Genomic DNA, 13228 nt, shown 5'->3' with positions numbered 1-13228 from the left:
TCCACTTCAGCAACAAGTGTCCACCACAGGAGGACAAAATCACGAAAATGTCCACGAACGGTGCCTGTCACCGCTTTCAGTTGTTTACGTACTGAAGGTCTAGTTCGGATTGTGCGTTGAGGTCAAGTTTTTTTGGAATTTGGAGATAGAGGATACCTTGTCCTTCGAAGAAGTTGGATTCATGTTGGAACCAGCCTGTACCGGTAAATTGGTTAATGGTAAAGACATTTTCAAACTGTGAGAATTTTAATTCGACTCTTTCTGGTTGCCCCAGCATGAGTGTACCTTCTGATAATTGTATTCTAATTGGGCGCTTCTTCTCAGTAATTTCCCGCTGATCCACACTTGACCTTGTATGATAGTAGATGGCATCGATTTTCCCGTCATTTTCCTTCTTCCGTTCTACTACGACTCTTGCATCGAAGAACTCCCCGTTTTCAGTCTTGATGTTCAGCTTTTTCCCTTGATAATCAAAGTCCCATTTTTTTACGACAAATGGGTTTCCAGTTTCAGCAATTTTCCCTTCTAAAGCTGCTACATATAATTCCGAGTTTTCTTGAGCAAGATCTTTTTCTTTAACTATTTTTCGGTCTGTCATCATGCCGTTTACTGGATGTGCAATATCTATAATAAAACAGACCAATAAAACCGTAATATAGCCTCCTAAAATCCAATAAACTCTTTTTCTAAAATTATATCTGCCTTTTCGCTTACCACTTCCATTCATCATTTTTACTACAAAGAAGGCAATGATCATTCCGATAACAATAATGATGATAATCGGCAGCAGGTTTGCAACCATCATGACTTGACCTCCATTCGATTGGATAAAATCACTGAACAGTAAAATAGCAATGCAACAGCAATGGCCACCTTAACGATAAATAGTAAAAGCGATGACTCTGTAAAGAAAATAGCAAATAGATTGATTAGCAGTTTTTCCTTACCAATTCCAATTCCTAAGAAAATAGCGGGCAGCACAATGATAAATATTTTATTGATTTGAACAAGCATCCCGACAAAATAACCTAATGCACAAAATAGAAAAATATAAAAACTAGTGGTCATAATACCAAGTAGAAATTCTAAAGGGACAAACATTTTGCTCGAAGAAGCCACCAATTGCTCCCCTCTAAAATACACCATAATGACCTTTAGTAACGAAGTGGAAAGCACTGATGTGCTCCCGCCAATGACACTTGCCGCCAGCAGAAACAGTATATTCGATAAATTACTGCTGACTCTATTTGTTATAAATGCGAAATCATCATAACGATACGCTTTTGTCGTTAGGTTAATCGCGGTAACAAACGCCCAAAAAATCGTAAAACCGACGACCATGTCAGCTGAATAATATCGGATATCAATATTGATGCTTTGACTACCTGAACCCATCGATCCAACACCGTTAAAGGAAAAGAATATCGCAATCACCTGAATAATGACGAGTGTAGTAAAAACCTGTTGATAGGCTTTGAGTTTATAACAAAATTGTTTTTTGACCACATCACCCAGACTAGGATTTGATAAAGACATCATCAATTCCACCTTTCGTTTTACCAGTTAAATAGACACATAGGTCACTAGAGTCCACTGGCGAAATCTCAATTCCAGCTGCACGAACCTCTTTTAACTCCGCTGGAGAAAAGCCATTTTTCACCACAACATATAAATAATTCTCTCCGATCCCCTGGGAATAAAGGATTCCCCTATCTTCTACCCATTTCGTTACAAGAGCAGCACTCCCCTGCAGCCCTACTGCCCATTCCTTCAAATCAGCTGCCGGGATATGAAGCAGTTCTTTTCCGCCTTTTATCAGCAGAACATCCTCGATTAAATCCTCTATCTCGTTCAAGTGATGACTCGAAATGATAATTGTTCGGGGATGGGCAATGTAATCCTTTAGTAAGGCGCGATAAAAATCTTTACGGACAGCTGCATCCATTCCAGATGTTGGCTCATCAAAAATGGTAATCGGGCATTTTGCCGCCAATCCTAAAATCATCTTAAACGTACTTTTCATCCCTTTTGATAGACCATCAAATTGCTGCAGCGGGTGAAAGGAGAAATAGTCAAAAAGACGATGAGCAAGCTCCTCATCCCAGTTTTCATAAAAGCCAGCAGCTGTTTCTAAAATCTCCATCAAACCTAATGCTGAAGGAAGAGTCATTTGCTCATGGATAAAGATTAGGTTTGCCGAAACCTTAAGATTGTTAAAGGGATTTTCAGAAAAAACCTTTATTTCACCAGATGTCTCTTTTAAATGACCGGCAATGATTTTTAGCAAGGTCGTTTTCCCAGCACCATTTCTGCCAATCAGTCCGGTAATTTTATTTTCAGCAATTTGGAACGTTATCGCGTTTAGCGCATTTTCTTCCCCATAGACTTTGATCAATCGATCGCATTCAATTACATTCATTCCTCTTCCTCCCCTATTTCTTCCTTTCTGATCATTTCAATTAATTCATCCTTGCTTACATTGAGTCTTGCGGCTTCGATAACGATTTCAGAAACCAAGCGCTTTAGTGTTTGGCTTTTGCGTCTTTTTAGAATTTTGTCCTTTGCGGTGTCTGCAACAAACATCCCCAGACCGCGTTTCTTATAGAGAATTGCTTCATCAGCCAATAAATTGAGGCCCTTTGCTGCTGTCGCTGGATTAATGTTAAACATCTCCGCTAGCTGGTACTGGGAGTAAATTTTTTGATCCTTTTCAATATTTTCGTTCAAAATTTCAGTCTCCAGCCACTCTGATATCTGAACATAAATTGGCTTCGATCCATCCAAATGAGGAATCACCCTTCTCCTCCTCCCCTAACACAGTACATTAGTGTTGTAATGTAGTATATTATAATTTCCAAATCATAACAATACATTTTTGGAAAATAATTCAACAAATACAAAAAGATGCCTGTCACCATGTGAAGAATTCACATGGGTGACAGGCACCCTTCGTGGACATTTAGCTTATTTTGTTCATTCCAGATGGACAGTTTTGTCGCAACCGCCACATCAGTAGTTCTGCAAACTTTCGACACCGTTTAAGATCCTGGAGCTGAGGTGTTAACTCCACCTTTAGGGTAACCGCCAATTCACTTTGAACATAAAGCATATCCCGGAACTTGTCGACGGCCCCGCAATAATGTGGATAAAATTGATCCCCTGTACCGAATACACCCGTTACGATTGAATGGGTATCCTGGTTCTCAAATGCCCTATACAAAGGCAGCATCTCTCCGGGAATTTCTCCGTTTCCCCATGTATACGTTCCGACTACAACCGCGTCAAAATGACTTAATTGCCATAGAGGAAACTCTTCAATTGTAAACAACTGAACATCTAAGTCATAGCCCTTGATTAATTCCCCTAAAATCGTTGCGAGTTCTTTCGTATTCCCTGTAATCGAGGTATAAACGATGGCTAACTTCATTCCCTTCTCCTCCTACAGTTCATCAAACCCATTCGATTGTGTTACCTTTGAATATGTTCTTGATTTTTGCTCAAAGAAATCCGACTTCGTTTCATTAATCATTTCATCGCTAAACACATGAATCCACGGCATTGGGTTGTCACGGTCATAATAGAGATTTTGTAAGCCCAGCTGCCGCAGGCGTTTATTTGCCAGGTACTCAACATAGCTGCTGAATTCCTCCAAATCAATTCCCTCTATATCTTTTAAGATAAACGCAGCCCATTCATTTTCAAGCTTTACTGCCCGGTCTATCGTTTGGTAGATATACTCCACATTTTCCTCTGTATTCAGCTCCGGATTTTCACTTAAAAGAATACGGATAAACTGGGCAATAAAATAAGCGTGCTGCATTTCATCCCGCTGAATATAACTGATCATCGTGCTCGTTTTGAGCATCTTTTGCTGGCGGGCAAGATGATAGAAAAAGGCAAACCCTGCATAAAAATAGATTCCTTCCAGATTGATAGAATTCACTGCAAGTTTAAAGAGATTTTGTGGCGTTGGGCTTTGCCGGAAGTTCTCATATGAATCTAAGATTAATTGATTCCGTTTTTGTACAATTGGATCATTTTTTGCTTGGTCAAACCGATTGTTTTGTTCACTTAACGGTACTAGAGAACTCAAAATATAGGAATATGATTCGGTATGTACTGCCTCCTGCTGTGAAATCACGGCAAAAATCGCCTTAAAGCTGGAGTCCGTCACATAATCCATGACCTGGCTCATGGTCGGTGTTTGCAGGCTGTCTAGGGAAGCTAATTGAGTATTAATTCTTAGAAAAACATCTTGCTCCACTGGCGAAAGGAACTCCCACTGCTTCAGGTCATCCTGCATATTAATCTCCTGGGCTTTCCAGAAGTTTGATAGCAAGGTTTGATAGAGATCATACATTTGCGGGTAGGCAATGTCATTCCAGTTCAGCAGACCGGAGGATTTCCCGTTGATGATTCCGGTTGATTTATTTGGATATTCCGGGTTTAGTAGTTTTATTTTTTTAAGTGGTTGATGAGTATTCATTTTGAAGACCTCCTCTGAAAAATTATGTCGGGCCATTTAGGTAGTTTTGTAATTTACAAGTTGCTTGAAGGACATCTCTTTTGGTGAGCAGGCGATTAGCTATGACACGCTTCGCACTCCTCAATCTCCGCCTGGGATGTACTCCGGACATAATAAGTAGTTTTCAGCCCCTGCTTCCATGCCTCCAGATGAAGATTTAATAACTCTCGTGCCTTAATATCGTGACGAACATACAGATTAAAACTGATCGCTTGGTCAACGTGGCGCTGGCGGGCAGCGTTTTGCTTAATACTCCAGACCTGGTCCAAGTCATGCCGGGCCCGGCGATAATACTCATACGTCAGATGATCCAAATCTGGAGCCGTTACCTTGAATTTAAAGTTTTTCTTTTCCTCCGCGTACTCAACAGAATAAATTGGATCGATTCCATCCGTGGACCCGCCAATTTTAGCCGTAGAAGAATTCGGAGCAACCGCCAATAACCAGCCATTGCGTACTCCGACCCTCGAAACCTCCTGCTGCAATGAAAGCCAGCGGTCCGAGCGATACTTTTTACGCTCAAAATATGCCCCGGTCTGCCACTCCGAACCCTCAAACTTGCTGTAGGAGCCTTTTTCGCTAGCAAGCTCAGCCGAAGAACGAATCGTATAATAGGCAATTTCCTCATAAAGCTCATCAGCCAACCGGACCGCATCCTCCGATTCCCAATGAATTTTTTTCAAGGCAAGCAAATGGTGCCAGCCAAAGGTTCCGAGCCCGATGCCGCGATATTTTTGGTTCGTTACCTGTGCCTGCCCGACCGCAATCGTATTTAAATCAATCACATTATCCAGCATCCGGACCTGAATCGATATCAACCGTTCCAATACATTAGCCGGCACCGCCTTTGCCAGATTAATAGACGATAGATTACAAACGACGAAATCCCCAGGTCTGCGGACAATAACAATATTTCCATCCTCATCAACTTGCTCTTTAACAACGGTAGAAGCAGACATGTTTTGCGCAATTTCCGTACACAAATTGCTGCAATAAATAGAAGTCCGCCCCGCCCCTAATAAGTGTTTATTTGGATTTTGCCTGTTCACTTCATCTCGATAGAACATATAAGGAGTCCCGGTTTCCAGCTGTGAAACCATAATCCGAGCCATAATCTCCATTGCCCGATAAGTTTTGCGCGGAAGAAGCGGATTCCGGACAGCTTCCTCATATTTTTCGGTAAAATAAAGCTTGTCCTCCTCATCGTAAAAATCTTCTAAGCCAAGCGGATGACCAAACTTGTCCTTCCAGCCCATGATCTGCTTCACTTGATGCGGACAGAACGTGCACCACTGTCCAATACTTCTACCATTCTCGTCGACTTCTTCAAGCTTTTTCATAAATAAATCTGGGATTGAGACACCTGTAAAAATATCATGAGCTTTGCGCCGCTCATCACCATTGTTTGTTTTTAAATCAAGAAATCCATTCATAATATCTTTATGAAAAATATCCAGATAAACCGCGATGGCTCCCTGCCTTTGGCCTAACTGGTCAACGCTGACCGCTGTATCATTGATCAGCCGGATCCACGGGACAACACCTGAAGAATTGCCTTTAAACCCTTTAATATCGGAGCCAAGGGCGCGCACCTTGCCAAAGTAAATGCCGATTCCACCGCCATCCTTACTTAACCTGGCACTGTCCCAATTGTTTAAATAAATCCCATCAAGCGAGTCATCGACAGTATCAATAAAACAGGACGACAACTGGCCAAAACTTTTTCCTGCGTTAGACAAAGTCGGTGTAGCCACGGTCATATAAAGATTGCTCATGGCCCAGTAGGCTTCTCTAACCAAGTCCAATCGGCGGTGGGGCTGCTCGTTTTGCATCAAGGTCATCGCAATTACCATGAATCTCTCCTGTGGAAGCTCATATAAATTTCGCTCATGGTCCTTGGCCAGATAACGATCTGCCAATAAAAATAATCCTATGTAGTTAAACAACTGATCCTTCTCCGGCAAAATTTCCTTGCCCAGTTGATCGATTTCATCTCGACAGTAAGAATCTAATAGTTCACTAGAGTAGATTCCTTTTTCCGTTAAGGTCCCAATTAACTGATAAAAGTCTCCATACTGCTCCTCCTGTGAAAAACCACGGTTGCGTGCTGCCTCCATATATAATTCCTGCAAATACAATCGTGCAGCGACAAACGTCCAATTGGGCTGATCCATCGCAATCCGGTTGAGTGCGTACATAAGAGCTTGCTGTGTTTTTTCTTTTTCTGGTACATCTAGAATTTTTTGGACCAGTTCTGCTGTATTAAGACTATATTGCTCCGCCGCTTGCCCGATTACCTCGGAAACGTATTCTTTCGTGATCATTGAAAAATTCCTCCCATAATAAAAAAATCCGCTCGGGGCGGATTCGAGCGGATGAAACGACAACAGAAAAGAGGATACAAGGTAAATATGCCTTCCTGATCCTAATTTGCCACCGTTCCAGCTCCCAATCCCCGAGGAAGTGAAACATCTCAAATTAGGACAGGTCTCCTGACTCATGCTTCTCCCTACTCTGAGCCCTTCCCGTATAAGCACCTGTTTTCACAAGAAACTTATACAGTGGTCATCGCTCATTTCGTCTGCATTTACAGTTGCGGGGGCAGCTCTGGATTCTCACCAGATTCCCTTTTAAGCCGTACGGCATCCTAACTTAAGGCTAATACAATATGTAGTTGTTTTATTTCTCAATAGAATCAATATATAGTAATAGAATTATTTTTTCAAGTTTAATTGTTTTCGATTCTAGATATTGGTAATATTTATCTAAAAAATAAGGTGATAATCCATGACATTAGGAAAATTGATTGGCCGTGGAAATACAGCAGAAGTGTATGAATGGGGGGAAAACGAGGTCATTAAACTTTTTGATCAGCGGATTCCAGAAAGTCTAGTAGATGAAGAATATCAATCTAATATACTGATGCAAGGTTTGCAACTACCTTCCCCACTCGTAAAAGGGAAAACAGAAATAGATGGAAAGAAAGCGATTATCTATGAAAAAATTAACGGCAATAGTCTGACAAAACAGCTTACAAGGAATCCCTTTGCAATCCGGGACAAGGCAAAACTTTTTTCACAATTACACCAGCAAATTCATGAAAAAGATGGCGCCAACCTTCCGAAACAAACAACCTACCTCACAAGAAATATTCAACACACCGATTTATTAACCACTGAAGAAAAGCTAGCTATGTGTGATTTTTTGCAACATCTTCCTGAAGGTAATCAAGTCTGCCATGGCGACTTTCACCCCGACAATATACTTGTCTCCAAGAAGCAAGTCAAAGTGATTGATTGGATGACTGCAACTTGCGGTAACCCTTTGGGAGATATTGCGCGAACCTATATTATTTTAAAGCATGCCTATTTGCCAAAAAATATGCCAGCTTTTGTAAGAGCTTCACTTGAGCGAGTGCGAAACAGATTTTGCACCTATTATCTTGAGGAATATCGGACACAAGCATCATTTACTTTAGAAGACCTCGAAAAATGGACCATACCTGTCATGGCTGCCCGGTTAATTGAGGGCGTTCACCCGGATGAAAAAGCGGTATTACTTGAGGAAACTCGTAATCTTCTAAAAAAATATTTTTCTCATTAAAAAACGATCCTGCCCTCCTAATAAGAGTGGCAGGATCAGGTTTCCATAGATCAAGCTGATACTTTTTCAGCATATACATGCTTCAGTTGCTTTCGGGCCCGGTACAGACGGGTTTTAACAGTTGCTGCTTTAAGATTTAACAGACTGGCAATCTCATTTTCTTTTAAACCATAATGGATTTTCAGAATCATCACTTCCTGAAATTCTTTTGATAAACAGCCCAGCGTCTCGTTTACCTCTTCTTTAAAAAGACGGACTCCAACCTCTTCCTCGAGATTTTCCCCGGACCGTTCTAGTCCGATGATCGGTTCTATGATCGCAGGGTCTACGAGCATCCAGTTTGTTCTTTTTTCCATTCGTAAAAAATCAATCGCGGTCCTGACTGTAATGGCGGACAACCAGGCACCCAATTTATTCGAATCTTCGACTGTATCCAGTTTCTTATAGGCTTTCAAAAAGGCTTCCTGAACGATATCCTCTGCGATAAATCGATCCTTGACGTAGGAATAAGCGATATAGTGCAGGCGCTGTGAATGCTCGCTAACTATTTGATTAAAATCAATGGAGCCCATGAATCTACCCCCTTTATGAGAAAAACCACCATTATCTGAAATGTTCTTTTACAAAATCCGGCACATGTGCTTCATCGAAAAATAAAACCTCTTTATAGTTACCCCTCTTATAGTAAAAAACGACAGTATAATCCTTTTTGGGATGACTTCCCGCCCTTTGCAGTGCAAGTTCAATTTGCTGCTTGTTTGTGCTTTTTAGCGAATTTTTATCCTTTTCCAACTGTGGAATTGGTTCCTCTGAATCAAATGCATTTGAGTAATCCTTCTTTACGACCAGGATTTTTGAAATATCCTTGTGTGTAATAGTCACCCTTTCCAGCTGTTTCTGTTTCTTTAACCACTCTGTAAAATTTACAAAGGACGGTCTTAAAGTAAGATAGATATTTCTGCCTCTTCCCATATCCACTTCAATCCCGGAACCTCGGTCCTGGTAATAAAGATTGTCCTCATAGGATTCCGCTAATATATCGGACCGTAAGAGTGAAATAGCCTCTTTTATCTCGATTGGATCGGCAAAAGCGGCCTCTTTGCCAACCGGTCCATTCGTACTAATACGAATCGATCTGATTTGATTCACATTGATTTTAAAAATCTCATTCGTAGCAAGTTTATATTCCTTCGATTCATTAATCGTTTTAAATAAATCCGCGTAAAGACGCTTATCCACCCTGTATTCTCGAGTTACATATCTTCCGTTTTTCAATTTATATCGTAAAAACAAATCCTGTGTCTGCTCAGAGATATGCCCCTTATTTAGCTTCTCATTCGCAATAATTTGCTTATGGAGCTTTCGAACCGCCTCAATATTTGCTTCTTCTTTCAATGGTTCTGGTACACGATATTCTTCAGTTGATGAATATTGACTCTTAAAAAGGTATGGGTTATCCGTAATTAAAACGTTTTGAATTTCCATTTGGTTCGGTACTCGTTTTTCATAGACTCCTAGTGTCTTAACCCCAAGGATTAACACTGCGAATATGGCTGAAAAAACAACCAAACCCTTTAATCGGCTTAGGCTGAACACGCGCCATGTTTTTTGCAGAACCATTTCCGCAATAAAATAGCCGATTACTGCCCCAATCACATATCCAAAAATAATCCAGCCGGTATTAGCAATTTGTACTTCACTAAAATACACTCCGCCTAGGAACATAACGCAAATCGTTACACCATATTTGAAAACCGAACGTAAGCGGACAATCGCAATCGCTTCGGAAACTGTTTCCAATTTTCTTTTTTTATAAAAAAACAATGCAAGACCATAAAGGACCACCGATAAAAGCAAATAAATAACAACATACTCCCATTTTAAATCGGCATTATTAAGGGTGATCGCCGTCGTAATCGGTGACATCTTTTCCAAGTCCCGATTCAAAAGATAATCGCTTGGAAAACCATATAATAATATTTTTAAATTAGAGCAAACCAATACTGTTATTCCTACAGGGAACAGGACAAATACATAGGTGAGCACTGCCTGAACCGCCGAAATTCCAGTCATCATTGCAATAAAGACACCTGCTATATACAACAGCAGGTCAAATAAAATCGTGGTTCCTGCCCAAATAAGAATATCGGTTTTGCTATAAATCGCCGTAATATCAAGATTGATCCGAATGATTAATAGCAAAATCGTTGTTATCGCAACCGGTAAAACCAAAAGGATGATTCCACTGAGCGCATAATGATGGAAAATTTTATCTCTTTTAAGCGGGATACTATGCATCAGGTCTGAAGCCTGTTTTACATGTAAAAAACGGAATAAAAACACCGCCAGCAAAATAGGAACTGTAATCATTAAGGTAATTTGAATATCATAATAAAATTGAAAAAGGTTTTCAGGCTTCATGTAAAAGGCCCTATTTTCTTCCGAAGAATACCTCATGATCAGCTGCAGCGGCAGTGCAAACAACAGTCCAAAAAAATAAACGATGGAAATCCAGCCCGTACCCCTGCCAATCTGCATGATTAGTTCTCTATTAAACAATGACATTTTTGATGGCATAGCCGATATCCCCCATTTCGTAAATAAAAATTTCTTCGAGAGTGAGCGGCAGCAAGTCAAAAATGACCGGATTCGTCTGGCGGACTTGTTTTGCGATTTGATCCTCGTCGCCTCTAATAATGAACAGGTAGATGCTGCCCCGTTTTTCTTGATGGAGCAGGTCCAGATTTTTCAGCAACTGTTTTGGAAGTCCATCCTTATAAGCAACCTGAACTTTTTGAACATTCGCCTTTAAATCATCCAATTCTTTTTGTATGATGAGCTTTCCCTTATGGATGATTCCGATATGGTCGCAAATATCCTCAATTTCACGCAAATTATGAGATGAAATCAAGATCGTCATTTCCCGTTCGGCCACATCATTAATTAGCAGATTCTTCACTTTTTTCCTCACAACTGGATCCAGTCCATCCATCGGTTCGTCTAGAATGAGAATTTCAGGATTCGAAGAAAGGGCCAGAATGAAAGCAATTTGCCTTTGCCAGCCTTTTGAAAACGTGTGGATTTTCTTGGAAAGGTTGACTTCAAACAGCTCAGCCAGTTTATAAAAACGCTCCTCACTCCAGGTTGGATAGATGTTTTTATAAAAACGGGCCATTTGCTTGGTTGTATAATGGGATAAAAAATACGGCTGATCTGGTATATAAAAAACTTTCTGTTTCAGGCTGATGTTTTCAAATACTGGTTGGCCCTCCACCGTAATTCTGCCTGACTCTTGGCGGTAAATACCAGCAAGCAGCTTGATTAAGGTTGTTTTCCCAGCCCCATTAGATCCGATTAATCCGTAAATCGATCCTTTTTGGATGGAAAGATTTACTTGGTCTATTGCTTTAAAGCGATCAAATGTTTTGCTGACCTTGTTCATTTCAATCATTGCTTTCGCCTCCCCCTTTTGAAGCGTCTACGACTTCGATTAATTCGATGATTTCTTTTGCCTGGATTCCCAGGTATAGTGCCTCTATGATTAGCTTCTCTAGCTCCTTTTTAACCTCAGTGATTTTCTCATTGTCCTTCACCTGGTTGTTCGGACTGACAAAGCTGCCTTTGCCTTTTATGGAGTAGATAAATCCTTGGGTCTCAAGTTCCCGATAAGCCTTCTGGATGGTATTGGGATTGATGGATAGTTCAGTGGCAAGCGCCCGGACCGATGGCAGCTGCTCATCTGCTTTGACCACCTCATTCATAATCAATTCCTTCATTTTGTCGACAAGCTGTTCATAAATGGGCTTACGGCTTCGAATATCAAGCTCAAACATAAAGACCCCCCATCTGTACTAAGTGTACTATTATTCGTAATACAGTTGTATTATATTCCATCTGCTTCCAAAAGAAAAGAGGGATTCGAAAAAAAATAAAAAAAGCCCGGCTCAACCAAGAGCCAGACTTTGTGATCAATATTGTATTCGTTTCAGATGTGTCCGTCACACGTGGACAAATCAAGGTAAAAGTCCACGAACGGTGTCAGGCACCGTATTAAGGCTCCGTATTAAGGCTCCGTATTATTTTTTCTTTGCGTGTTTGCGCATGTCGAAGGCTACTGCGACGATGATGATGGCGCCTTTGACGATGAATTGGATGTATGGGCTTACGCCGAGGAAGGCTAGGCCGTAGTTGATGATTTGGAAAATCAGTACTCCGGTGATCACGCCAGGTACGGTTCCGATTCCGCCAGATAAGGACACCCCGCCGACAACGCAGGCTGCGATTGCATCCAGCTCATACATATTACCAGTATTGTTGGTGGCACTGCCGACACGGCCCGCTTCAAGTGTTCCAGAGAAACCGTACAAAATACCGGCAATCATATAGATAATAATAATATTTCTGGCAACGTTTACCCCAGATACCTTTGCAGCTTCTGGATTTCCACCGATTGCGTACATGTTTTTACCAAGTGTCGTTTTATTCCAAACTACCCAAATGATAGCCGTAACAATAATCGCATAAAGCACTAGATTAGGAATCTCGTATTGTCCAATAGGAATTCCCCGCTGCGCGAAAGTAGTAAATTTTTGACTTAATCCACCGATTGGCTGCGCCCCGTACGGAGGGCGGTCGAAATAGATGGAAGTGATTCCGTAAACACCAATCATCATCCCTAAAGTGGCAATGAACGGAGGAACATGGAATTTAGAAACAATCACACCATTTAGTACTCCAATAAGTCCCGTGATGGCCATTGCAATTAAAATTGGTACAAAAAGCGGCAATTCATGAAGATGAGGGTACATTTTATACGCATAGTCAGATGCCTGTAAAAGAGATGCAGACACAACTGCTGCAAGTCCGACCATCCGTCCAGCCGACAAGTCTGTACCCGCAGTAATCAAAATCCCAGCCATCCCAAGGGCAATAATGATCCGAGAAGATGATTGACTTAATATATTGATTAAGTTCGTAACGGATAAAAAGTCCGGAGAAGCAATGACAATTCCCACGACTAATAGAATTAAAAACACATAGATTACATTATTAAAGAGCCATTTAGAGATAGTAGTTTTTTGTGAAACTTGATTATTCATT

At 40.9% G+C, this 13228-nt stretch carries 13 protein-coding genes and 1 riboswitch; of the genes, 1 reads left to right on the top strand and 12 read right to left on the bottom strand.

Going from position 1 to position 13228, the window contains the following annotated elements:
• Window positions 1-76: 76 nt before the first annotated feature.
• The 7 genes from M028_RS0108935 to M028_RS0108905 all read right to left on the bottom strand — a co-directional run bounded on the left by M028_RS0108935 (window position 77) and on the right by M028_RS0108905 (window position 6849).
• Window positions 77-805 (bottom strand): hypothetical protein, encoded by a 729-nt coding sequence (locus M028_RS0108935; protein ID WP_026573617.1) that lies wholly within the window; start codon window positions 803-805, stop codon window positions 77-79.
• On the bottom strand, window positions 802-1539 hold the full coding sequence (locus M028_RS0108930; RefSeq protein WP_197031395.1) for a hypothetical protein: 738 nt from the start codon (window positions 1537-1539) through the stop codon (window positions 802-804). The genes M028_RS0108935 and M028_RS0108930 overlap by 4 nt, the downstream gene beginning before the upstream one ends.
• Window positions 1517-2419: an ATP-binding cassette domain-containing protein gene (locus M028_RS0108925; protein ID WP_026573615.1), complete on the bottom strand. Its 903-nt coding sequence runs from the start codon at window positions 2417-2419 to the stop codon at window positions 1517-1519. The genes M028_RS0108930 and M028_RS0108925 overlap by 23 nt, the downstream gene beginning before the upstream one ends.
• Window positions 2416-2796 (bottom strand): GntR family transcriptional regulator, encoded by a 381-nt coding sequence (locus tag M028_RS0108920; protein ID WP_026573614.1) that lies wholly within the window; start codon window positions 2794-2796, stop codon window positions 2416-2418. Before M028_RS0108920 ends, M028_RS0108925 begins: the two co-directional genes overlap by 4 nt.
• A 163-nt stretch (window positions 2797-2959) precedes the next feature.
• Window positions 2960-3427, bottom strand: a complete 468-nt coding sequence (locus M028_RS29665) for a flavodoxin domain-containing protein (RefSeq protein WP_051590977.1) — start codon at window positions 3425-3427, stop codon at window positions 2960-2962.
• A 12-nt stretch (window positions 3428-3439) separates the two neighbouring features.
• Entirely contained in the window at window positions 3440-4486 is a 1047-nt protein-coding gene (locus M028_RS0108910) for a ribonucleotide-diphosphate reductase subunit beta (protein WP_026573613.1), read from the bottom strand.
• 95 nt (window positions 4487-4581) lie between these two features.
• Window positions 4582-6849: a ribonucleoside-diphosphate reductase subunit alpha gene (locus M028_RS0108905; RefSeq protein ID WP_026573612.1), complete on the bottom strand. Its 2268-nt coding sequence runs from the start codon at window positions 6847-6849 to the stop codon at window positions 4582-4584.
• A gap of 141 nt (window positions 6850-6990) precedes the next feature.
• A riboswitch (cobalamin riboswitch) is annotated at window positions 6991-7190 on the bottom strand.
• 122 nt (window positions 7191-7312) lie between these two features.
• Between M028_RS0108905 and M028_RS0108900 the strand changes: the two genes are divergently transcribed.
• Window positions 7313-8128 (top strand): phosphotransferase family protein, encoded by an 816-nt coding sequence (locus M028_RS0108900; RefSeq protein WP_026573611.1) that lies wholly within the window; start codon window positions 7313-7315, stop codon window positions 8126-8128.
• Between the two features lie 50 nt (window positions 8129-8178).
• Here the strand turns inward: M028_RS0108900 and M028_RS0108895 are convergent, their stop codons facing one another.
• The 5 genes from M028_RS0108895 to mglC all read right to left on the bottom strand — a co-directional run bounded on the left by M028_RS0108895 (window position 8179) and on the right by mglC (window position 13227).
• Entirely contained in the window at window positions 8179-8700 is a 522-nt protein-coding gene (locus M028_RS0108895; protein ID WP_026573610.1) for an RNA polymerase sigma factor, read from the bottom strand.
• Window positions 8701-8731: 31 nt separating this feature from the next.
• The gene (locus tag M028_RS0108890; RefSeq protein WP_026573609.1) at window positions 8732-10705 is read right to left on the bottom strand and encodes a DUF6449 domain-containing protein; all 1974 of its coding nucleotides are present in this window, start codon (window positions 10703-10705) and stop codon (window positions 8732-8734) included.
• A complete protein-coding gene (locus tag M028_RS0108885) occupies window positions 10680-11579 on the bottom strand; it encodes an ABC transporter ATP-binding protein (RefSeq protein ID WP_026573608.1) in 900 nt (299 codons plus the stop codon). The genes M028_RS0108890 and M028_RS0108885 overlap by 26 nt, the downstream gene beginning before the upstream one ends.
• Window positions 11572-11961, bottom strand: a complete 390-nt coding sequence (locus M028_RS0108880) for a GntR family transcriptional regulator (RefSeq protein ID WP_026573607.1) — start codon at window positions 11959-11961, stop codon at window positions 11572-11574. The genes M028_RS0108885 and M028_RS0108880 overlap by 8 nt, the downstream gene beginning before the upstream one ends.
• Before the next feature lie 243 nt (window positions 11962-12204).
• The gene (gene mglC / locus M028_RS0108875) at window positions 12205-13227 is read right to left on the bottom strand and encodes a galactose/methyl galactoside ABC transporter permease MglC (protein WP_026573606.1); all 1023 of its coding nucleotides are present in this window, start codon (window positions 13225-13227) and stop codon (window positions 12205-12207) included.
• Window position 13228: the final 1 nt, after the last annotated feature.

Origin of the sequence: Bacillus sp. UNC438CL73TsuS30 (genome assembly GCF_000482325.1) — a bacterium.
Lineage (GTDB): Bacteria > Bacillota > Bacilli > Bacillales > Cytobacillaceae > Neobacillus.
The sequence above is the reverse complement of the archived record's forward strand: the minus strand, read 5'-3'. Positions and strand labels throughout refer to the sequence as shown.

Excerpts from the sequence above, each read along its gene's own strand:
- M028_RS0108900 (WP_026573611.1), top strand. The coding sequence starts at position 7,313 with ATGACATTAGGAAAATTGATTGGCCGTGGAAATACAGCAGAAGTGTAT.
- M028_RS0108895 (WP_026573610.1), bottom strand. The coding sequence starts at position 8,700 with ATGGGCTCCATTGATTTTAATCAAATAGTTAGCGAGCATTCACAGCGC.
- M028_RS0108910 (WP_026573613.1), bottom strand. The coding sequence starts at position 4,486 with ATGAATACTCATCAACCACTTAAAAAAATAAAACTACTAAACCCGGAA.
- M028_RS29665 (WP_051590977.1), bottom strand. The coding sequence starts at position 3,427 with ATGAAGTTAGCCATCGTTTATACCTCGATTACAGGGAATACGAAAGAA.
- M028_RS0108885 (WP_026573608.1), bottom strand. The coding sequence starts at position 11,579 with ATGATTGAAATGAACAAGGTCAGCAAAACATTTGATCGCTTTAAAGCA.
- mglC (WP_026573606.1), bottom strand. The coding sequence starts at position 13,227 with ATGAATAATCAAGTTTCACAAAAAACTACTATCTCTAAATGGCTCTTT.
- M028_RS0108890 (WP_026573609.1), bottom strand. The coding sequence starts at position 10,705 with ATGCCATCAAAAATGTCATTGTTTAATAGAGAACTAATCATGCAGATT.
- M028_RS0108905 (WP_026573612.1), bottom strand. The coding sequence starts at position 6,849 with ATGATCACGAAAGAATACGTTTCCGAGGTAATCGGGCAAGCGGCGGAG.
- M028_RS0108925 (WP_026573615.1), bottom strand. The coding sequence starts at position 2,419 with ATGAATGTAATTGAATGCGATCGATTGATCAAAGTCTATGGGGAAGAA.
- M028_RS0108880 (WP_026573607.1), bottom strand. The coding sequence starts at position 11,961 with ATGTTTGAGCTTGATATTCGAAGCCGTAAGCCCATTTATGAACAGCTT.
- M028_RS0108935 (WP_026573617.1), bottom strand. The coding sequence starts at position 805 with ATGATGGTTGCAAACCTGCTGCCGATTATCATCATTATTGTTATCGGA.
- M028_RS0108930 (WP_197031395.1), bottom strand. The coding sequence starts at position 1,539 with ATGATGTCTTTATCAAATCCTAGTCTGGGTGATGTGGTCAAAAAACAA.